Consider the following 21049-nt stretch of genomic DNA (forward strand, 5'->3'; position numbering starts at 1 on the left):
TTTATTTTTTCTCAGCCTGGTACTTAACGTTTATTGCATCAAGCACTTTCTGTGTAATATCCAATCCGCTGTCGCCGTAAAGTACAACACTTCCAAAGCTTTTACCAAGGATGAACTGGTAATTGTAAGTTGCTTTGTTTTCCTCAAGGAATGTTGTGATATACTCAAGAATCTGACGGTTCATAACCTGCTCCTCTTCCATAAGGTTTGACTGTAAATTATCGCGGAGAGTAAGCAATTCCTGCTGCTGCTGAGTAAGTGCCTGCTCCATCTGAGCTGCTGTAGCTCTTGTTACCAATCCCTTGTTTACTTTATCCTGATAATCCCTTACACCCTTTTCATACTGAGTTCCCTTCGAATTAAGCTCGGCTTCGGCACTCTTCTGCTTTGTAACAAGCTCTTCTCTTCTGTCGGCAAACATATCAAACCGGAATATTACAGTATCGATATTGACATAAGCAATTCCTCCTGCTGGTAGCTCATTTACTGAGCCATCTGAAGTTTTACTTTTTTTATTTCCTGTAAAATGCAGAAAATAAAGACCGATAACTGCTAAAAAGAGAACAGCAAACAGAGCTATTGATAGATTCTTCATTTAAATTGAATATTTGTTAAACATTAGTAAGGCGCAAATATAAACAAATAAATAAATCAGACTAGCTAAAAGAAATAAAATTAGCATGTTGACTTAAAGGCGAAAAGGCGTAGCGGCGTAAAGGCATAAGGGCAAAACAGTCAGTGCCGTAAAGCCGTAACACCATAATGCCGTAATGCCTTTAGAGTAATCCTAGAATTCGGGACATGGTATAGCTTTGAAACGCTTCCGTTGCTGTCCGATTGAGAGATTATTGAATTCGTAGATAAGGGAAATCTCATGCGCACCCGATGTTGAGCTTATCAGGTTAGATATTGTAAAATCGTAGCTATAACCAATCTGGAAAGCTTGTGTTTTTATACCAAGCAACCCGATTACTGCATCTCCGGCCTGTGATGTTATAAGCGGAATACCTCTGTACCACAAACCAAAAACGAGAGGATCTTTATAATAATACATTCCTATATCGGACTGTATGAATCTGCCCTGTTTCTGGAAGTTCATTGCGACAGAAAGTACTTCCTGCATCTTCTGCCTCAACCTTGTTTTTTTAAGTACCTGAACGCCTCCGTATAGATTGAATTTAACCGGAATAGTAGCTTCATCTCCATATAAAGATGTTTTAGGAGCGAGCAAATGATCGAGAGTAAATCCTGCCCAGATCCTTTCATTATAAACAAGAGCTGATGTGGCAAAATCGACATCTGCAACATGATCGAAAGGCGGAGGTGATATAGAAGGTGAAGTTCCGGTGCCGGTAATCTGACTTGGGAAGATCAGCTTATAGAAATTGAGGCCGAGATAATAGAATTTGAAATTGACACCAGGTCTGATATGCCATTCCCTGTTTATATTAAAATCGTAAGAATAGAGAAGTCCTATATTTGTTGTACTCAGGTCACCGGAGCCGGCTACGTCGTAATTTGCCAGTATACCAATACCTGAGTTGAAATTGGGCATTGCTTTCTCAAAGGAGACATTGTATGTATGAAACTTGCTGTTTGGAATTCCGGGCCACTGGTTTCTGAAGTTCAGAGCAAAACGATATTCCTCGGTAGCACCTGCAAAAGATGGGGATAAGTATAATTTATTAGCGTAAAATTGGGAGAATGTAGGATCCTGACCAAAAATATCTGTAATTATGATGAATGACAGTACGGTTAAATATATAATCCTCTTAACCAAGATCGGTCCCGTTAGTTTTACAAAGACGAAAATAGTGAATTGAATTCAAAATTCCTTAGAAATCTTTGATTTTTATCTGCAAAGGGGCCTCATTCCATCAAGTTTTTAATAAACGAGTGAAATTGTTAGACTAATGATGTCTATTATTTGATGAATGAAAAACAATATAAACAGTCGCAGGTAATCTTTAACAAATCAGTTCCTGAGTAATGTAACGTCACCCATTTTTACGAATGGTTCACCATTGCGGAAATTGCCTCGTACTTTCCAGATATACACACCAGGGTTGGCTATCTGACCTTTATAATATCCATCCCAACCAATATTGACATCACTGCTTTCGAAAATCAGTATGCCAAATTTGCTGAATATCCTTAGCTGATAATCTGTTACACCTGAGGAAGTCGGATGAAATACCTGACCTGACTCATCACTCTTGTTCGAGTAGAATCCACCGGATGGGCCTTCAGCATTAGGAATAAATGCATTTGGAAAATTGATAAAATATTCAGATCCCGAGAATGCATTCATTACAATCAGGGAGTCGGAACACCCGAATTCTGAAGTTGCAACAAGTTTTACATTATAATTACTGAACCTGGAATATCTGTGAGTGGGTTCAAATAGTCCGGAAGTAGTTCCATCGCCAAAGGACCACTTATATTTTATTGCGTTGGCTGAATAATTCAGGAACCTGATCTCATCATCAGGAATTACTGCTTCTTCAGGAGTAATCTCAAAACGGGCCTGAGGTCTTGGATAAACATTAATTACAGTTGAAGAGGTTTCCTGAAGTTTGCCATCACGGAATAAGTTTAGAACAACTTTATATTCACCATCCAGATCAAAAATCCAGTCGGGGCTCTTTTTGTCTGAGTATCCTCCGTCACCAAAGTTCCAGCTGCAGGAGTCGAATGAACTGACAGCAACATTAAAATGCAGTTTCAGGGGTACACATCCGCTCAGAGCTGATACTTCAATAATTGCATCACCTTTTACCTTTCTGTCGAGTAACTTTTCAGATTCTGTGGAAGAATCATTCAGGATATTATTTTTCGGAATTGAGTTAGAAATTCCTGCAGGAGCGATATTATCACCCTCTTTCTCCAAAACTTTCCTGTCAGCTATAACAACCGAATTAGTATTCTGCCGTGTCTTAACGCTATTTTCTCCGGCAATAACATTCTGCTGCTCCTTCTGGTCCCTGATTATAACTGAAGCTTCAGGCACATCAAAGACTTTAATACCGGAAACTTTTTCAGTTACGTCAGTGCCTGAAAGATTGTTTTGGGTGTTTGAGTTCCCTTTATCTGAAAAGAATAATATACCTGCTGTTAAAACTGCAGCCATAATCCCGCCAAGATAGTAGGCATTGAACCTGGCAGGATTAAAACGTATGAATTCCCTTCGTGCCAGTTTGCGCATGAGCCTTGCATTTACAGAGGGATCAGGAATTATCTCAGCGCCATCCAGTTTCCGCCTGAATAACTCCCTGACATTCATATCGTTCTTTTTTGTTTTCAACTTGTTAATTATATTCAATAAAATCTCTAACCATTTTCTGTATAACTGCTCTTTAGTTTCCCCAGCTTCTCCAGTTTATCCCTTATTACAGCTTTTGCCCTGCTATACTGCGACTTGGAGGTGTTTGTATCGATCCCAAGTATCTCAGCTATCTCTTTGTGTTTATATCCTTCAACTGCATATAAGTTAAACACCATTCTGTATCCTGTTGGCAGCTCATTCAGCACTCTAAACAGTTCTTCAGAGGTGAAAAAGTCCTCCTCAAAACTTGTCACCCCTGTCTCAACCGACACATACTCCTCAATCTCAACGTGATATCTGTATTTGAGATTCTTATGATAATGAGTAATTGCGGTATTTACTGCCACCTTTCTCAACCAGCCTATGAAAGAACCTGTTCCTGAAAAATCCTTTATGTTAAGGAATATTTTCAAAAAACTCTCCTGCAAAATATCTTCTGCCTCAGCTTTATCTGAAGCATACCTCAGACAAATTCCAAGAAGGAAACGGGAATACTGATCGTACAGCACCTGTTGCGCCTTTCTCTCATGTCGGGCGCACCCTTCTATTATTTGCTGGTCGCTCATCATAAACTGAGGACATTTTTAAGACCTGCCATGTATATAAATGGTTGCATTATCTGATAAATTTCCTGAAAATAGAAAAAATCATGTTTATTATTATGGTTTACGAATGACAAAGGTCATTAAAAAATATATTACGATCAGCTTAATTAGCATTTTAATTTTTGAAACTAAAATTATGTTCAACAAACTCATTGTAGCTATATTGCCGTGGTTCCCGAAGAAGTTTATCTGGATCTTTTCAAAATCCTATATCTCAGGGGTAAATATTGAAGATGCCATGCGCGTTTCAAAAGAATATAACAGTAAGAACATAAAAGTGACCCTTGATGTTCTTGGTGAATTCATAAAAAATCTCGATGAAGCAGAGGCTAACAAGAAAGAGTATATGAATCTTATTGATGAAACATATCAAAATAAGATTGATGGCAACATCTCACTTAAGCCTACAAGTTTTGGTTTGCTGCTCGATAAAGAGGTTTGCTACAGACATGTAAGGGAGCTTGTTGCAAAAGCTGCATCATATAACGGATTTATCAGAATTGACATGGAGGATTCTCCATGCACTGATGACGAAATTTCGCTGTTCAGAAGACTCAAGGCTGAGTTTCCACCAAATGTAGGTCTTGTACTCCAGGCATACCTTAAAAGGACCATGAAAGATATTGAGAGCATGATGGACCTCAATACTGAAGCAATACCTTTAAGCTTCAGGTTATGTAAGGGAATTTATGTAGAGCCTGAAGAAATATCATATAAGAAATACGAAGAGATTAATCAGCATTATCTTGAAGATCTTGAATACATGCTGAAAAATAAGATCCATGTCGGAATTGCCACACATGATAAACCTCTTGTGGAAGGAGCTTATACCCTTCTTAAAAAATATAATGTCCCGAAACATATGTATGAATTCCAGATGCTGTACGGGGTAACGCCAAAATTACGTGACAGCATAATTAATGAAGGACATGCAATGAGAATTTATGTACCATTCGGAAAACAATGGTATGGATACTCAACACGCAGGCTGAAGGAGAATCCAAGTATGGCAAGCCATATTATTAAGGCGATATTCTATAAGGGATAGTTTGGGTTATAGAGCGTAAAGCGTAGAGCATAGAGCGTAGAGAGTAAAGCACAGAACATAGAGCAAAGAGCACAGGGCGAATGACAAAAAAATCACCTCTTCTCCACTTCTCCCCTTCTATTTTCTTTTTATTTGCTCCAGGTATCTTTTATTCAGATCCTCAAGTTCCTTTGGTGTAATCTCGGGTTTGTAAGCGGCTGGTTTTTCTGGTAGTCCTTTAAGAAGCATGTAGGCTGCTGGGATAAGCATTAAAGGACTGATTCCAAGAATCCTGTCGGAAGGGATCCCTCCTTTTTCATAGGCATTAACTTTTTGTCTCTGCCTCAACATCTCATAGTTTGAATCAGGGTCGCCGAGACTGCTGATACTATTTCTTCCGGCATAAGCAGAAACAGCCACATTATATTTGGCATTATCCATTGTTGCCGGAGTTTTGCTCGGAGCATTCATAATTTCTGATTTCAGGTTTGAAAACCTGGGAACAATAATAACCTCTCCAATGTCGAGCGTATCACTTTTCATATATACCCCGGCTATAAACTCTTTCCCCGACAGTGTGTCGCTGATGAAAAATGTAGTTGGTTTATAGCCCAGACTATTAAAAACAACTGTATCGCTCCTGTTTACGTGGAATGAGAATGTACCGTCATTTCCGCTGACAGAAGAAAAAACCCTGTTGATTGTTATCTGTGAATTGATGATAGGTGAAAATGTACCGGCATCCATAACCACACCCTGAAAGAGTATTCTGATGCCGGTATTATTGTTCACCTGACTAAATCCGGAATTAATAATGAAACCAGCCAACAGAAATATCGTGAAAAGCCGTTTCATTTCTAAATTCATTTATAACTTGATAATCAGATCCTTTAAGCTTCTTTTCGGTACATGGTGATTTCTGTTCTCATCTCTCCAGTATTTAACATCATTCTCCTTAATCTCCTCCAGAATGACATTCTCAACCGGTGTCCCAAGTGCAAGTATTAGCAGGATTTCGTACTTATCGGGCAATTCGATTTCAGCTCTTAGCTCCTCACGTTTGATTGACTGGATCATGCATCCGCCTATCCCGGCTTCTGTGGCACCGAGCATGATACTCTGTGCAGCTATGCCGTGATCTATTCCGAAAATATCTGTTACAGATTTGTCTCCGAGTATCAAAATATAGGCTGATGGCCTCTCTCCTTTTTCCGGGCCCGGCCATTCCGTAAGGTAACCGGCCCACGCAAGATAGGGAAACACCTTGTTGCATTCTTCAGGAGTATTGTATATCAAATACTTAAGAGGCTGCCTGTTTGCACCTGAAGCGGAGAGACGTGCAAGATCAATTAATGACTCCAGAGTTTTTAATTCGATTTTTTTCGACTCATCAAAACGGCGACGGGAGCGGGTATTACTAATCAGGTCTTTAAGATTCATGCTTGAAATTTTATTACAGATCTATTAATATCTTTTTGCTACGAGATCCCAATCAACAATTTCCCAGAAAGATTTGATATAATCAGGCCTTTTGTTTCTATAGTCGATATAATAAGCATGTTCCCATACATCGCAGGTAACAAGCGGCTTAAGACCTCTTCGCAGAGGATTTCCTGCATTTGATTCCTGAACAATCTGCAGGGTACCATCTTCTTTTTTAACAAGCCATGCCCATCCGGCTCCGAAAAGGGTTGCAGCTGATTTGTTAAACTGTTCCTTAAAAGCATCAAACGAACCAAATGAGCCGTTTATTGCATCTGCAAGCTCTCCTTTAGGTAGTCTCCTGCCGTCTTTTGAAAAAGATTCAAAGTAGAATGTATGGTTCCATACCTGGGCAGCATTATTAAAAATGCCTCCTTCAGCCTTTTTGATAATTGTCTCAAGATCAGCTTTTTCAAACTCAGTTCCCGGGATAAGCCCATTCAGGTTATTTACATAAGCCTGATGATGTTTGCCATAATGGTAGTCGAGTGTCTCCTCACTGATATGCGGAACCAGCGAGTTTAAATTGTACGGAAGTTTTGGTAGTTCAAATGCCATGATTTTTAATTTTTGAATGAATACTTTTCATATTAAAACAACTAAGAAAAGCCTATGTTCAAAATTACTAAATTTATGGCTTATATTACCTGATTTCCTGTAAGAAATATTCTTGATGGCATTTGTGGTATGACGCCCTTTTCAGAGGCAACCGTGAATAATCTGTTTATAGCTTCCCTTCCCTTAATTCCAAGATCAATAGAATACTCATTAACATATAGTTTGATATGATTATTCATAACAGTGCTGTCCATCTCTTTTGCATTGCCGGCAACAAAATCGTACGAGGCGAATGAGTCTTTGTACGCGTACTCCAGGCTTCTTCTGACAATCCTGTTTACTTTCAATGCAATATCTTCAGGTATATTCTTATTTATAACTATCGCACCAAGAGGTATTGGCAGTCCGGTAAACTCCTCCCAGAACTCACCCATATCGGCTAATTTGTGAAGGCCCTTCTTTTTATAGGTAAATCGTGTTTCGTGAATTATCAGTCCTGCATCAACTTCATCATCAAGAAGAGCTCTTTCTATATCAGAGAAAAGATATTCGGTTTTGTTTTTAGCTTCAGGCCATGCTATGCTGAACAGAAGATTTGCAGTTGTATATTTACCGGGGATAGCAATCCTTTTATGTTCCATTCCTGAAGTACCATCGTTGTGCTTGCTAATAAGAAGAGGGCCATTGTGGTGTCCCAGTGCGCTGCCTGAATCAAGAATAAGATAGTTATCTGCTGCATATGCATAAGCATGATAACTCATTTTAGTAATATCTACCGCTGAAGAAAAAGCCTTTCTGTTCAGCTCCTCCACATCTGCAAGAAAATAGTCAAACTCCAGCCCTTCTGTATCAATCCTGCCATGCACCATCGCATCAAAAATGAATGTATCGTTCGGGCATGGCGAGAAGCCCAATGTTAATTTCATCACTCAAGTCTAATAATAACTTCTTTCAACTTTTCTGACAGGTGTTCAAGAGCAAGAGGAATATTCCATTTGCTCCTGTTTCGGGCCTCAACCTTGTTTGAGATTGATCTGAGTGCCAGAAAAGGCAATTTTTCCCTGGTGCAAATATAAAAAAAAGTTGCTCCTTCCATTGTCTCTATGTCAGGATTAAACTTTTTTTGAAGTTTAATAATTGATTTTTCTGAACCGGTCGCAGTGTTTACAGATATTGAATTTACAGGTCTTATAATATCCCTGCACTTTTCAGAAATCATAAGGTCGCTGTGAAGAAGTCCTGAACGGTATGGAAACTCATCAGGATCAGCCAGATCTGATTCAAATAACGTAAGAAAATTTTCCCTGTCCTCTATACCTGAATCTGCAAAACACTCTGTTACGGGCATAACAACATCTCCAGTCCTAATATCATCCTTATAACTTCCTGCAATGCCGGCATTTATTATCAGGTCAGGCTTCTTATTTACTGAAAGCCAGTGTTTAAGCGACCATGCGGTAGCAACAGAACCAACACCGGTAACTAGCAGACTTATCTCATTATCACCAAAAAAAATAAGATCGTCAGCAGTATTAATACCATCAATCTTTTTCACAATATCTGCTTCTGATGAAGTGGCAGTAACAATTAAGAGTTTCTTTGACATTAAAGATATGTATGAAGAAAATCCGATAAAGAGTTTTTAATGATTTTCTTTGATTACCCCAACCCCGGTGGGGAGCGAAGAAAATCAGATTACGCTTAGACAAATATATTGCTTTTATGATTTCAAAAGCTCATAATTATTGGCTAATATTGTAATATAAATAATTACCAGCATGATATACCTGACAAGGAGAGAGAGATTCTGTGCTGCACACAGGATGTTCAGACAGGACTGGTCAGATGAGCAAAACCAGAAAATTTTTGGAAAATGCTCAAATCCAAACTGGCATGGTCATAATTATATTTTATGGGTAACCATCAAGGGAGAGCCATCATCTCATGGTTTCGTAATGAATATTAATATCCTCAAACAGATTATACTTGAAAAGGTTGTAAATAAAATAGACCATAAGAACATTAATCTTGAGGTCGGATTTATGGATGGGAAAGTTGCGACCACAGAAAACCTTGCTGTGGCTATCTGGAATGAACTTAAACCGGCTATCGAAAAAGAAGGGGCTCTGCTCCATTGCGTAAAGATTGAAGAAACTGAAAATAACTCAATTGAATATTATGGCTAAGAGAATCGAAAAAGTCAATGACGGATCCGGTAAAAAATCCAAAGGTTATAATAAGGTGGAGTCGTGGGACGCTAAAAATATTGAAGAACTCTCCACAATTTACCACAGAGTACTTGAACTTGTAGGTGAAGATCCTGAAAGAGAAGGATTGCTAAAGACTCCGGCAAGGGTGGCAAAGGCAATGCACTTCCTTACTAACGGGTATAATATGGATGCTGAAGAGATTCTCAGATCAGCCATGTTCAAGGAAGAGTACAGACAAATGGTTATTGTAAAGGATATTGACCTTTACTCAATGTGTGAGCACCATATGCTTCCTTTTTTCGGGAAAGCTCATGTTGCCTATATCCCAAATGGTTATATCACCGGGCTGAGCAAAATTGCAAGAGTAGTGGAAGCATTCTCAAGAAGACTTCAGGTACAGGAGCGTCTTACAACTCAGATCAGAAACTGCATCCAGGACACTCTGAATCCTCTGGGAGTAGCAGTAGTAATTGAGGCTCAGCATATGTGCATGCAGATCAGAGGTGTACAGAAACAGAACTCGGTAACAACCACCTCCGCTTTTACAGGTATTTTCCTTAAGGAACTTAATACCAGGGAAGAATTTGTTCATCTGATCGGAACAAGATTACATTAACTACCCCTTCCCAGCCTTCCCCCAGGGGGGAAGGAGCTATAACCTCCTGCTTAGGAGGAATTAGAGAGGGTGGGTTGTAAATAGAATTTTTATATTTTTGTGCCACAAAAAAATCACTAATTTTTAAATTATGAAAGCTTATGTATTTCCCGGACAGGGAGCGCAATTTATAGGAATGGGTAAGGACCTTTACGAGAAATCACCTGTTGCAAAAGAGATGTTTGAAAAGGCCAATACCATACTTGGTTTCAGGATTACCGATCTGATGTTTGCCGGTACTGATGAAGACCTTAAACAAACAAAAGTCACACAACCCGCAATCTTTCTTCATTCAACTATACTTGCCGCTGTACTTGGAGATTCATTTAAACCTGATATGGTAGCAGGGCATTCACTGGGGGAATTCTCAGCTCTTGTTGCCAACAAAACACTTTCATTTGAAGATGGTCTGGTGCTGGTATCAAAAAGAGCCCTTGCCATGCAGAAAGCCTGTGAGAAAACACCATCAACAATGGCTGCGATACTTGGACTTGACGACTCGATAGTTGAAGAAGTTTGTTCAGCTGTTAAAGAGGTTGTGGTACCGGCAAATTATAATAGTCCGGGCCAGATAGTTATTTCAGGCTCTAATGAAGGAATCGACAAAGCTATAGAGATGCTTAAGGAAAAAGGTGCTAAAAGAGCCCTTAAACTTGCGGTCGGAGGCGCATTCCACTCTCCTTTAATGGAGCCTGCACGTCTTGAGCTTGAAGAAGCAATAAAAAATACTACATTCAGCAAACCAATATGTCCTGTATATCAGAATGTTAGCGCAATGTCTTACTCTGATCCCTCTGCAATAAAGGCAAACCTTGTATTGCAGCTGACATCACCGGTTAAATGGACCCAGAGTGTAATTAATATGATCTCCGGCGGAGCTACCTCATTTACTGAGGTCGGTCCGGGAAATGTACTTCAGGGACTTATTAAGAAGGTGAATAAAGATATGGTTACTGAAGCAGCGGTGATATAGCGGTTTTACAGTGTTACGGTGTTACGGCGTTACGGCATTACAGATTTAAGGCGCTTTAGCTTAATGGTATTGACTGGTTTGCCCCTGCTAAGCGAAGTCTCCTGACTTCGCTTTTCTTAAACTGCAGTCTCCAGACTGCATATATTTTACGACGAAGTCGGGAGACTTCGCCGAGCTAAGGGTGATTTACGGTTAAGCCGTTTTCTTCTAACTGAATATTAAAGTCACATTTTGAAAAACCGACTCATGCAGCGATAGTGATACCGGGCATGTTTTTACACAATAATTGAGGATCTTCTTCTGCTTATCGGTGTATGAATTTGCTGTGAAGTCGAATTCAATTTTTATCTCACCGATTTTTCTGGGGTTGTCAGTCATGATCTTTGTGATTGCACAGGTACTGCCGTCAATTGAAAATCCGTGTTCCCTTGCAGCTATACCCATAATTGTAAAAATGCAGCTTCCCAGAGCAGATGCAACCATATCTGTCGGAGAAAACTTTTCTCCTTTTCCCTTATTATCAACAGGAGCATCTGTTACTATTACACTCCCCGATCTTAAATGTGTTATCTCAGTCCTAAGATCTCCTACGTATGTTGTCTTTGCTGTTTCCATTACATTAAAGGTTTTAGTATTACTCCCTTATGGTTCCTCCCATCTATCATAATCTCAAGAGGCTGGTCAAATCTGACGTGCCGGATATAATCATCTTCATAAACAACATTTAATTTATCAAGATATTCGACATCGTAATGTCCTTCGTTTATATATGGGTTAATAGTAAAATAACCTACTCTGAAAGAGGTAAGATTCTGAAAAAAGTGAGTACCCTGACTCGGATCAATTCTGTAGTTTTTTAGTCCCGATTCAATAATTATCCTTGCAGCAGATATCTGCGGCCATTTAACAGGAATTCCCAGCCATGGATCGGTAGAGCCCCATCTTCCTGGACCTATCAGAACATATCCATTACCCTGCTTTACAAATTTTATATTAATTTTTTCAATTTCACCTGCCACATTCTTATTATTGGCTGCATTAAATGAGTCGGGTTTTATATAAACCAGATCGTGAATACCCTTGAATACCCCGTTCCCAAGTGCTGAGTCTGAATAGACTATAGTATCCTCCGTTTTTATGTGATCAATATTTATATGATGCGACTCCTCAGTATGAACTATTGGCCTTATCTGCAAGAAATTAAATATTTTGGGAGTACCCGGAGGTGTCTCCAGATTGGCAGCGAATTCGATTTCGATAGGGTTATTCATCTCCCTCTGGCCAATCTCAAGAAGGGTACTTAAGATCTCAGCTAAAGGAAATGTCTTATGCTGGAGAATATTGGCAAAGGTAACAACGCGTTTGCCGGGAAGGGTGATTCCGTCGCGCAGTACGTTATTGTTCCTGTCATAGGTTGAAGCTACAAACTTCATTGCAGCTTCATTATTAGCATCTTTGATGTCGATTTTAAGAATATTCACACCATCATCAGTTGATGGTACAAAGCTATCAATGTTAAGGTCAAGAGCACGGAACTCTTTTTGTGTATCCCTGATAGCTGTATCGGGAGTTGAAAGCTGAAGAATCTTCCGGGGATATTTAGGCGAAAACCTGAGTGATAATCCACCCTCGACAATTAGTTTTCCAAGACCGAAAGCAACATTCACAATTCCATCTTCGGCTTTCTCTGATCCGATAGGATAGTAATTGATTGAACGGGCAACACCCGATAAGGTCGGATAAAAGGTATCTCCATGTCTGTTTCCGCAAACCTCCTGAAGTATAATTCCCATCTTTTCTTCATCAATCACATTTGCAGTAGCTGTCATGTAGGCTTTACTTGCCTTGTAATAAACGGAGGCATAAACCTCCTTTATAGCATCGGACAGAACCTTTACCATCTCTTTATTATCAGGGATGCGCGGAATCATGTAAGTAGAATATATTCCGGCAAATGGCTGATAATGCGAATCTTCAAGCTTACTTGAAGAACGGACTGCAATAGGGACGTTCCTTGAAACTGCCAGAAATGCATAAAAATCCTGGTAAACATGCCCGGGAAGTTCTGCGTTAATAAACCTGTTCAGGATCTCATCATCAGAAAGGTCAGACAGGGCAACTGAATAGAGATTATTATGATCCATGAACTCGTCAAAGACATCGGTACTAAGTACTACCGTTCTGGGAATAGTAATCAGTACATCGGGGAATTTATTAAACAGTTTATTGTTTTTGATAATCCTGTTAATAAAAGCGAGTCCCCTTGCCTTTCCTCCGATTGATCCCTCTCCTATTCTGGAGAAAGTCTGATATTCATCAAAACTTGTTTTATCGAATTTTGCTATTACCCCCCTGCCCTTACCCAGCCTGAAGCTTGAAATGGCAATATATAGGAATCTTCGCATCTCATCCATAGTCTCAAAATCCTCTTTCCGGATATATTTGAACATTTGAGCAACCGGAAAAAGAGCACGGGCATTCAGCCATTTTGAGAAATGGTTTCGCGTAGCGTGATATTCAAGTGTATTGTCAGGAATTGAAAGCAGTTTCTGCTGAAGACTCTGAAGGTCAGTTGCAATAGCTATAGGTTCCAGTGTATCAGGGTTTTTGAAAACAAACGGACCAAAGGCAAGATTCTGAATTATGAAATTCCTTAGTTCAAGCGATAACGATTTTGAATATTTATTGATGAATCCAGCTCCCAGAGCTTCGGCATCCTTCTTATGAGTTAAGCTCGATGACTGGATCAGAAAAGGTACTTTATCATCGTCAGCCATAACAACCTTACAGAGTTCAATTCCGGCCCCCTCATCCACTACATTATCGCGCTTATAACTTATATCTGATATTACCCCGAGAACATTATACTTATACTTTTTATAGAGATCGAGAGCATCGTTGAAATTGCTGGCAAGGAGAATTTTCGGACGCCCCCTCAGCTTAAGCATACGCTGATGTTCATTAAGCGCTTCGCGCTGAAAATCAAGAGACTGAAGGAGAATAATCCTGTAAATATTAGGCAAATAGGATGAAATATATCTTATAGAGTTTTCTACGAGTATAATAGCCTGAACACCAATCTTTTCAATATCATAATCAGCGTTCATTTTATCTTCAATCAGCTTAATGATAGCAAGGATAAGCGAGGCATCCCCGAGCCAGCAGAAGACGTAATCTATCGCACTAAGGTCCTCTCCCTCAAGTCTCAAAGAGACTTCCCGTGAAAAATATGTAAGTACTACAATCGGAATATGTTCATACTGGGCTTTTATCCTTTTGGCAAGTGCAAAAACATCTGTGCCCTTAAGACTAAGCATTGAAATTACCAGATCTATATTTCCCTCCTTAAGGATCCTGAACGCATCCTCGGCATTATCAGTCTGGACAAATGTTGGAGGATATCTGAGGTTCAGAGATGCATATTCATTGAAAATCTGTTCATCAATACGGCCATCCTCCTCCAGCATGTAATTATCATAGTTACTGCATATTACCAGCACTCTGTGGATTCTTTTCTGCATAAGCAGATCAAATGAGGTATCGGTAAAGTCATATTTCTGCAGATCCAGTATTCCCTCTATAATTGTCATATATAGTAATTTTCATTTTAAAAATGCCTAAAGTGCCTGGAGTGTCGATATCACAGCCATGCCTTTCTTGCCATCCATTCTGATAAGAAGCGGATTTTCAAACCTGATATGTCTGAAAAACTTCCCTTTCTCTATAACTTTCTGATCTTTAAATTTATCCCATAGTACTGTTCCATCTTTGGTGCCCTCATTAATTGAGAAATAGCCAACATTCATAGATGTGACATTATGGAAAAAATGTGAACCAAGTGATGCATCGAGGTGAAAGTCAGGCAGGCTCACTTCAACGATTACTTTTGCATTCGAAATCTGCGGCCATACAACAGGTATTCCCAGAAAGCGGTCTTTTGTTCCCCATCTGCCCGGACCAATAAGAACATACTGCCTGTTTTCTGCCAGCATTTTTTCGTTCATCAGATCTATCTCAGAGGCCATCTGGTTAGTAAGCATATTGTTAAATTTCCCGGGTTCGAGATAAATAAGGTCAGTGATATCACTAATTACACCGTTCCCCATGCTCTTCTTCGTAACAAGTAACAAGTCATCGGTATAAATAGTTTCGGGATCAATTGAATACCCCGCTCCGCTGCCTGCAAGAGGTTTTACCTGAAGCAAATAAAATGATGCTTTCCCATCTTCATCTTTTGTAAGGTCTACAGCAAACTCAATTTCCACCGGTGTCCCGAAAGCTTCTTTAACAACATCCAGAACAATCTTCAGTGTTGAAGCCAGAGGAATATAATCGTACTTCAGAATATCAGCAAAATTTATTACTCTCGGACCGGGCATGTCAAGTCCCGGTATAATTGTGTCATTATCAGTGTTCAATACCGAAGCTGAATGTTTAAGAGTTCCATGTTTTTCAGCAATACTGATGTCAAGGGATATCAGTCCGGCATCCTCCCCCTCAAGGAGGTTAAAATCATTTTTTGACATGTCAACAGCATAAAACATCACCTGGGAGTTTTTGTAAAGGTCTTTTTGCGATACAATGTCAAGCGAAGGATAAGAAGGTGAAAAGCGATAAGCCCTCTCCCCTTCCACAACATACTGACCCAGTCCTACAGCGATAACAGAGAATCCGTCCTCAGGCTTCATATGTGCCACAGGATAAAAATTAAATGATTGTGCCGTTCCACTGATATGCGGATAAAACACATTCTCAAACCTGTTACCAACGGCAGCCTGAATTACAACGGCCATTTTCTCCTGTTCAATCTTATAGCTTATAGCTTCAAAATATGTCCGGGAATTACGGGAGTATATTGAAGCGAATACCAGTTTAATTGCATCAGACAATTGCTTAAGCCGTTTCTCAGGATCGGGATTTACATTAGGTAGCAAATAAGTACCGAAGATGCCTGAAAACGGCTGGCTCATTGAATCTTCAAAGAGGCTTGAGGAACGCACAGCCAGAGGTGTCTTAATAAGCCTTATAAATACTTTCAGTTCTTTTTCAAGAGTATAGCTCAGGCTTCCGTTAAGGAACAGGTTCTGAAGTTTCTCAAAGTCCTTCTCCTCTTTTACCTTATCCCACAAATGGTTACGCTCCATAAACATATCAAACTCATCTGTACCGATAATAGCAGTAATAGGTGTTTTGATGTTAATTCCAGGTGTGAGACGACTAAGTTCAAAACTATAGATAAGTGTATTGATGAAGGCCAGACCTCGGCCTTTTCCACCAAGCGATCCGCTTGAAAGACTCACTACATTTGTTTCATCAATAACAGCAGATTCCTCAAAATTGACAATTTTGCCCTTATTCATTTCCCGACGGCGCTTGCGGATGATGTTGAGCAGGAACTCCCTTAACTCCTTCATGCTCTTGAAATCAGTGACTCTGATCGGATTTATCATCTTGGCTATTTTCACTTCCCCTCTAGCCATAAGCCATAATGAGAAGTGATTCTTCATGGAGTGATAAACCAGTGAATCTTCAGGAACTGTCTGAAGATAAGCTTCAAACTCCTTCATTGACTTCGCAACGGCTATCTGCCGTCCGGTATTATCGCGGTAAACAAAATGGCCAAATCCAAGGTAGTAGTTTATGAAGGATTTAAGGTCCTGAAGAAGACTTTCAGAGTTTTTACTTATAAAATTGCATTTAAGTGAATGAGCGAACCTGGCATTTTCCGGATTTGATGACTGGAGAACTGCAGGAAGGTTAGGCAAATCCTTCTTGATCTGCTGAATAAGATCGAATCCTGCAGTATCGCTCATTTCCCCTTTCCGCGGAAACTGAATATCAGATATGACACACAGAAGGCTCTCCTTATATTTATCATAAATTGTTATTGCATCTTCATAGTTGGAGGCGAGAAGGACCTTTGGTCTTGCCCTGAGTTTAAGCACCTTATACAACTCATCGGTTGATACATCCTCAATCAGATTCTTAGTCTGCTCCATTACAAGAGTGTAAAGCATCGGTAGATAGCTTGAATAATATTCAGCAGAATCCTCAACCAGAAGAATTACACGAGTGAGGCCTTTCTTAGTATCATTATCGACATTTACCTTGTCTTCCAGGAGCTTAACCATTGCAAAAAACACCTTCGATTCACCGGTCCATACAAAATAGTTATCAAAAGGTATTCCCAGGGCCTTCTGCTTCTTTACAAAATGTACATCGCCATGGTTATTAAGCAAAATGAATGTAGGAATGTAAGGATACTTATTCTTGATTTTCTTGCAAAGCAGCATGGGGCTCTCTTTATCCACGCCGATCATAATAAAAATCATGTCATAATGCCTTGCCTTAAGCCGGGTAAATGCCTCATCTTCACCAGAAACCCCTGTAACCCTGGGTATTGAAGTAAGGCTCATCTGATAATACTCACCAAGTATATGATCTGAAAACCGGCCCTCACCTTCAATTGAATAGGCATCATAAAGGTTTGCCACAAGTAATATCTCTTTTACTTTGAAGGGCATCAGATCATGAAATACATCTCTTTCCGCATTGTGACGATCGAGAAATTTCTGCAACAGTTTCCTGCTTGAAGTATCTTTTACATTATCGTCTTCCTCTTTCGGTGACTGAGCCAGCCTAATAATGTCTCTTGCCAGATAACTGTTTATATACCCGGTCATGAGACTGCCTATATTTTGTATCAGGTCTCTTTCCTCTTTCAGGAATGGACCTTCATTTTCGGGACTGAACTCTTTGGTATAGAAGATCTCAATGTATCCCTTTTCACCATTGATCGAATCGAACTCCTGAACCATTCTCCAGTTTGTTTCAACAAAATCAACTGACTCAAATACCTTACCCATGAATCTGATCCTCGCAACGGTGTATTCAGGATATTGCCAGGCGGCAGGAAGAAGAAGCACTATTTGCTGAAGTGATTCTTCAATCGGTTTTCCTTCCTTGAGAATGTATGTTGTGCGGTTGATACAGCCAAGTTCCTTTAGTCTCTCCTGCTGTTCATGGAGAAGACGCCTGTATTCGGGACTGTTATGATTTGAATCAACCATTCAGAAATATGTTGGATCAGTTTTTAAAATTACGAAAATTACTTGTATCACGTTGCTGGGGCGAATTTATAATCCCTGCCGTGCTATTTAAAAACAAAACTGGCACGGATCACAGATCCGCGCCAGCATATAATAAGTGTCATAATTACACTAATAATCTATTCCACTTTCCAGGTTGATCCGTGCATAAGCAGATCATCCATGCACTTGATTTTGGAAGTTTTCTTAATTTCAGATATCTGTTCTGTCATTGCGCTATCATAAGTGACACCCTCAACAGCTCTGATAACTCCCAGAGCTACAGGAAATTCAGGATATCTCATATTTGCCAGCATATATTGAATACCCGGATTAGGTTCTGTGGCATCATGTACAATTATATCCTTTTCGGTAATGCCATCTTCACCAATCTTTACAACACGCAGTTTAAGTCCGTCGAGTATAAGACCTTTGTCATTATTCTTTCCAAAGATCATTGGTTGCCCGTGTTTGAGGATAAGGGTCCGGTCGTCGCGTACCTCTTTATCCGCAACGGTATCATGTACACCGTCGTTGAAGATGACACAGTTCTGGAGTACTTCCACAACGGATGTTCCTTTATGTCTGGCTGCCTCGGTATAAATCTGAGTTGAAAGAGCGATGTTGGTGTCGATAGTCCTGGCAAAGAATTTGCCTTTAGCGCCAATAACAAGTTCACCTACTGAGAACGGCTCTTCAACTGTCCCGTATGGTGAAGTTTTTGTCACAATCCCCTTTGTTGAAGTAGGTGAATACTGGCCTTTTGTGAGCCCATAGATTTCATTATTAAAGAGAATTATATTGATATTAATATTCCTTCTTATTACATGGATAAAGTGGTTTCCGCCAATTGCAAGTGCATCACCATCACCTGTGATCTGCCAGACTGAGAGCTCAGGATTAGCTGTTTTTACACCTGAGGCAATAGCGGAAGCACGGCCGTGAATACTATGAAAGCCATAGGTATCCATATAATAAGGAAACCTCGATGAGCAGCCAATTCCTGAAATAAACGCAAATTTTTCTTTAGGTATTCCCAATTCGGGAAGTGCCCTCTGAACAGAACTTAATATTGCATGGTCACCACAACCAGGGCACCATCTTACTTCCTGATCACTCTTAAAATCTTTAGGAGTATATTTATTTACTACAGTCTCTTCCATATTACATACCCTCCAGCATATTAATGCATTTGTCCTTTATATCATTTATTGTAAACGGGATACCCTGAACCTTATTTATCTGTTCATAAGTAAACTCCTGGTGTTTCATCCTCAGATAATTGGCGAACTGACCAAGGTTAAGCTCAGCTACAACTATCTTCTTGAAGTTATTAAACACATCCTTAACATTTTTTGGCAGCGGATTTATATAATTGAAATTTGCCAGACTTACATCATAACCCTCAGCCTGCAATTCACGCACAGCAGTAATCAGATATCCGTATGATCCTCCCCACCCGACAAGGAGCAGATCACCTTTCGGAGCTCCGAAGACTTTTAAGTCAGGGATTTCATTAGCAACCCTTTGCACTTTTTCCTCCCTTGTGTTTACCATCATTTCATGGTTTTCAGGGACATAAGAAACATTACCCTTAGCTGTTTTCTCCAATCCTCCTATTCTGTGTTCAAGCCCCGGTGTTCCGGGAATAGCCCATGAACGTGCAAGTTTTTCACAATCACGGTGATAAGGGTGGTAAGGCTGGTCGCTCTTAACAGCGATCGGCGGATTTATTTTTGGCAGATCCTTCATTGAAGGTATCCTCCATGGTTCAGTGCCGTTTGCAAGATAGCTGTCAGAAAGAAGTAAAACCGGGGTCATGTGCTCAAGAGCAATTCTGGCTGACTCAAAAGCAAAATGGAAACAATCAGAAGGAGTACTTGCGGCAATTACAACAACCGGACACTCTCCATTTCGTCCGTAAAGGGCTTGCAATAGATCGGCCTGTTCAGTCTTGGTAGGTAATCCTGTAGAAGGTCCTCCTCTCTGAACGTCAATAATCACAATCGGCAATTCAGCCATCACAGCCAGTCCTATAGCTTCTGACTTAAGTGCCAGTCCGGGACCGGAAGTAGAAGTAACTGCCAGTTTGCCGGCAAAACTTGCTCCGAGGGATGTACAGATCCCTGCAATCTCGTCTTCGGCCTGAAAGCTTTTTACTCCAAGATCTTTGTGTGCAGCGAGCTCTTCAAGAATACCTGTTGCAGGTGTAATAGGGTATGAACCAATGAACAGGTCAAGTCCAGATTTTTCTGCAGCAGCCAGTAATCCCCATGCTGTGGATGTATTTCCATTAATGTTCCTGTATGTTCCTTTAGCTATTTCAGCCGGAAGGATCTTATAAACAGGACTAAGTGCCTCAATTGTTTCAGCATAGTAATAACCTGTGCGCAGGGCAACTTTGTTTGCTTCGGCAATGCCAGGCTTATTTTGAAATTTTTTATCAAAATAATCCTCGGTATATTTTAATTTGCGGTCGAAGAGCCAGTACACCATTCCAAGGGCAAACATATTTTTTGTCCGCAGAACAGATTTAGGATCAAGTCCGTAGTCTTTCAGCGCTTCTTTCACCATTGATGAAATTGGCGCATCTATGATAACACAATGATCAAGCTTTTCTTCTCCGATAGGATCCTTCTTATAACCAGCTTTTTCGATATTTTTCTCAGTGAAGTTATCTTTATCGTAAATTACAGTACCACCTCTTTTTATCCACTTTGCATTTGCTTTTATAGCAGCAGGGTTCATCGCCACCAGAACATCAGAAAAGTCCCCGGGAGTATTTATTTCGGAATGCCCCAGATGAACCTGGAATCCTGATACCCCGCCAACTGTACCCTGAGGAGCCCGGATTTCAGCCGGATAGTCGGGAAAGGTGGATAAGTCATTTCCAAATAAGGCTGCTGTGTCGGAGAAGAGTGTCCCTGTCAGCTGCATTCCGTCTCCTGAATCACCGGAAAAACGGATAACCACCTCTTCTCTTTCGATAACCTGTGATTTTTTACCCATATAAGAAATAATTTATTAAACTAAGTAGGTTGTCTTACAAAGCTCAAAATTAGCTTTTTAAAAAATGAAAAATAGTATAGAAACTACTTTTACCGTATGATATTGATCATGTTTTAC

The 21049-nt window shown here is 40.0% G+C and carries 18 protein-coding genes; 4 read left to right on the forward strand and 14 right to left on the reverse strand.

Features of this window, described 5'->3' with window-relative positions:
- Window position 1 precedes the first annotated feature (1 nt).
- From IPJ16_04305 to IPJ16_04320, 4 genes are all read right to left on the reverse strand, one after another.
- Window positions 2–595, reverse strand: coding sequence for an OmpH family outer membrane protein (locus IPJ16_04305; protein MBK7626411.1), 594 nt, complete (start codon window positions 593–595; stop codon window positions 2–4).
- A 192-nt stretch (window positions 596–787) separates the two neighbouring features.
- On the reverse strand, window positions 788–1780 hold the full coding sequence (locus tag IPJ16_04310) for a PorP/SprF family type IX secretion system membrane protein (GenBank protein ID MBK7626412.1): 993 nt from the start codon (window positions 1778–1780) through the stop codon (window positions 788–790).
- Window positions 1781–1975: 195 nt separating this feature from the next.
- Window positions 1976–3304 (reverse strand): PKD domain-containing protein, encoded by a 1329-nt coding sequence (locus IPJ16_04315; protein ID MBK7626413.1) that lies wholly within the window; start codon window positions 3302–3304, stop codon window positions 1976–1978.
- 26 nt (window positions 3305–3330) lie between these two features.
- The gene (locus IPJ16_04320; protein MBK7626414.1) at window positions 3331–3894 is read right to left on the reverse strand and encodes an RNA polymerase sigma factor; all 564 of its coding nucleotides are present in this window, start codon (window positions 3892–3894) and stop codon (window positions 3331–3333) included.
- A gap of 172 nt (window positions 3895–4066) precedes the next feature.
- Between IPJ16_04320 and IPJ16_04325 the strand changes: the two genes are divergently transcribed.
- The gene (locus tag IPJ16_04325; protein ID MBK7626415.1) at window positions 4067–4978 is read left to right on the forward strand and encodes a proline dehydrogenase family protein; all 912 of its coding nucleotides are present in this window, start codon (window positions 4067–4069) and stop codon (window positions 4976–4978) included.
- A 117-nt stretch (window positions 4979–5095) separates the two neighbouring features.
- Here IPJ16_04325 and IPJ16_04330 read toward each other — a convergent pair whose 3' ends face one another.
- The 5 genes from IPJ16_04330 to mqnB form a co-directional block, all read right to left on the reverse strand.
- A complete protein-coding gene (locus tag IPJ16_04330) occupies window positions 5096–5812 on the reverse strand; it encodes a hypothetical protein (protein MBK7626416.1) in 717 nt (238 codons plus the stop codon).
- 12 nt (window positions 5813–5824) lie between these two features.
- Complete coding sequence (locus IPJ16_04335) at window positions 5825–6397, reverse strand: nitroreductase family protein (protein ID MBK7626417.1); 573 nt, start codon at window positions 6395–6397, stop codon at window positions 5825–5827.
- A 24-nt stretch (window positions 6398–6421) separates the two neighbouring features.
- Entirely contained in the window at window positions 6422–6997 is a 576-nt protein-coding gene (locus tag IPJ16_04340; GenBank protein MBK7626418.1) for a superoxide dismutase, read from the reverse strand.
- A gap of 80 nt (window positions 6998–7077) precedes the next feature.
- Entirely contained in the window at window positions 7078–7923 is an 846-nt protein-coding gene (locus tag IPJ16_04345) for a 1,4-dihydroxy-6-naphthoate synthase (GenBank protein MBK7626419.1), read from the reverse strand.
- A complete protein-coding gene (mqnB, locus tag IPJ16_04350; protein ID MBK7626420.1) occupies window positions 7923–8603 on the reverse strand; it encodes a futalosine hydrolase in 681 nt (226 codons plus the stop codon). The genes IPJ16_04345 and mqnB overlap by 1 nt, the downstream gene beginning before the upstream one ends.
- A 172-nt stretch (window positions 8604–8775) precedes the next feature.
- Here mqnB and IPJ16_04355 point away from each other — a divergent pair, with 172 nt between their 5' ends.
- The 3 genes from IPJ16_04355 to fabD all read left to right on the forward strand — a co-directional run bounded on the left by IPJ16_04355 (window position 8776) and on the right by fabD (window position 10835).
- Window positions 8776–9183, forward strand: a complete 408-nt coding sequence (locus IPJ16_04355; GenBank protein ID MBK7626421.1) for a 6-carboxytetrahydropterin synthase — start codon at window positions 8776–8778, stop codon at window positions 9181–9183.
- Window positions 9176–9823: a GTP cyclohydrolase I FolE gene (folE, locus tag IPJ16_04360; GenBank protein MBK7626422.1), complete on the forward strand. Its 648-nt coding sequence runs from the start codon at window positions 9176–9178 to the stop codon at window positions 9821–9823. Before IPJ16_04355 ends, folE begins: the two co-directional genes overlap by 8 nt.
- Window positions 9824–9953: 130 nt before the next feature.
- Window positions 9954–10835: an ACP S-malonyltransferase gene (gene fabD / locus IPJ16_04365; GenBank protein ID MBK7626423.1), complete on the forward strand. Its 882-nt coding sequence runs from the start codon at window positions 9954–9956 to the stop codon at window positions 10833–10835.
- A 207-nt stretch (window positions 10836–11042) separates the two neighbouring features.
- Here fabD and IPJ16_04370 read toward each other — a convergent pair whose 3' ends face one another.
- The 5 genes from IPJ16_04370 to IPJ16_04390 form a co-directional block, all read right to left on the reverse strand.
- Window positions 11043–11450 (reverse strand): OsmC family protein, encoded by a 408-nt coding sequence (locus IPJ16_04370; protein MBK7626424.1) that lies wholly within the window; start codon window positions 11448–11450, stop codon window positions 11043–11045.
- Entirely contained in the window at window positions 11450–14425 is a 2976-nt protein-coding gene (locus IPJ16_04375) for a phosphoenolpyruvate synthase (protein MBK7626425.1), read from the reverse strand. Before IPJ16_04375 ends, IPJ16_04370 begins: the two co-directional genes overlap by 1 nt.
- 27 nt (window positions 14426–14452) lie before the next feature.
- Complete coding sequence (locus tag IPJ16_04380; GenBank protein ID MBK7626426.1) at window positions 14453–17518, reverse strand: pyruvate, phosphate dikinase; 3066 nt, start codon at window positions 17516–17518, stop codon at window positions 14453–14455.
- A gap of 545 nt (window positions 17519–18063) precedes the next feature.
- Window positions 18064–19086, reverse strand: a complete 1023-nt coding sequence (locus IPJ16_04385; GenBank protein ID MBK7626427.1) for a 2-oxoacid:ferredoxin oxidoreductase subunit beta — start codon at window positions 19084–19086, stop codon at window positions 18064–18066.
- A 1-nt stretch (window position 19087) separates the two neighbouring features.
- A complete protein-coding gene (locus IPJ16_04390) occupies window positions 19088–20932 on the reverse strand; it encodes a 2-oxoacid:acceptor oxidoreductase subunit alpha (GenBank protein ID MBK7626428.1) in 1845 nt (614 codons plus the stop codon).
- Window positions 20933–21049 lie beyond the last annotated feature (117 nt).

It is taken from the genome of Bacteroidales bacterium, assembly GCA_016709865.1.
Lineage (GTDB): Bacteria > Bacteroidota > Bacteroidia > Bacteroidales > VadinHA17 > LD21.

What these genes read in the sequence shown, in the direction of transcription:
- IPJ16_04385 (MBK7626427.1), bottom strand. Translation starts at nt 19,086, where the DNA reads ATGGAAGAGACTGTAGTAAATAAATATACTCCTAAAGATTTTAAGAGT.
- IPJ16_04370 (MBK7626424.1), bottom strand. Translation starts at nt 11,450, where the DNA reads ATGGAAACAGCAAAGACAACATACGTAGGAGATCTTAGGACTGAGATA.
- IPJ16_04330 (MBK7626416.1), bottom strand. Translation starts at nt 5,812, where the DNA reads ATGAAACGGCTTTTCACGATATTTCTGTTGGCTGGTTTCATTATTAAT.
- IPJ16_04355 (MBK7626421.1), top strand. Translation starts at nt 8,776, where the DNA reads ATGATATACCTGACAAGGAGAGAGAGATTCTGTGCTGCACACAGGATG.
- IPJ16_04390 (MBK7626428.1), bottom strand. Translation starts at nt 20,932, where the DNA reads ATGGGTAAAAAATCACAGGTTATCGAAAGAGAAGAGGTGGTTATCCGT.
- IPJ16_04375 (MBK7626425.1), bottom strand. Translation starts at nt 14,425, where the DNA reads ATGACAATTATAGAGGGAATACTGGATCTGCAGAAATATGACTTTACC.
- IPJ16_04340 (MBK7626418.1), bottom strand. Translation starts at nt 6,997, where the DNA reads ATGGCATTTGAACTACCAAAACTTCCGTACAATTTAAACTCGCTGGTT.
- fabD (MBK7626423.1), top strand. Translation starts at nt 9,954, where the DNA reads ATGAAAGCTTATGTATTTCCCGGACAGGGAGCGCAATTTATAGGAATG.
- IPJ16_04320 (MBK7626414.1), bottom strand. Translation starts at nt 3,894, where the DNA reads ATGATGAGCGACCAGCAAATAATAGAAGGGTGCGCCCGACATGAGAGA.
- folE (MBK7626422.1), top strand. Translation starts at nt 9,176, where the DNA reads ATGGCTAAGAGAATCGAAAAAGTCAATGACGGATCCGGTAAAAAATCC.
- IPJ16_04380 (MBK7626426.1), bottom strand. Translation starts at nt 17,518, where the DNA reads ATGACCGGGTATATAAACAGTTATCTGGCAAGAGACATTATTAGGCTG.
- IPJ16_04325 (MBK7626415.1), top strand. Translation starts at nt 4,067, where the DNA reads ATGTTCAACAAACTCATTGTAGCTATATTGCCGTGGTTCCCGAAGAAG.
- IPJ16_04335 (MBK7626417.1), bottom strand. Translation starts at nt 6,397, where the DNA reads ATGAATCTTAAAGACCTGATTAGTAATACCCGCTCCCGTCGCCGTTTT.
- IPJ16_04305 (MBK7626411.1), bottom strand. Translation starts at nt 595, where the DNA reads ATGAAGAATCTATCAATAGCTCTGTTTGCTGTTCTCTTTTTAGCAGTT.
- mqnB (MBK7626420.1), bottom strand. Translation starts at nt 8,603, where the DNA reads ATGTCAAAGAAACTCTTAATTGTTACTGCCACTTCATCAGAAGCAGAT.
- IPJ16_04345 (MBK7626419.1), bottom strand. Translation starts at nt 7,923, where the DNA reads ATGAAATTAACATTGGGCTTCTCGCCATGCCCGAACGATACATTCATT.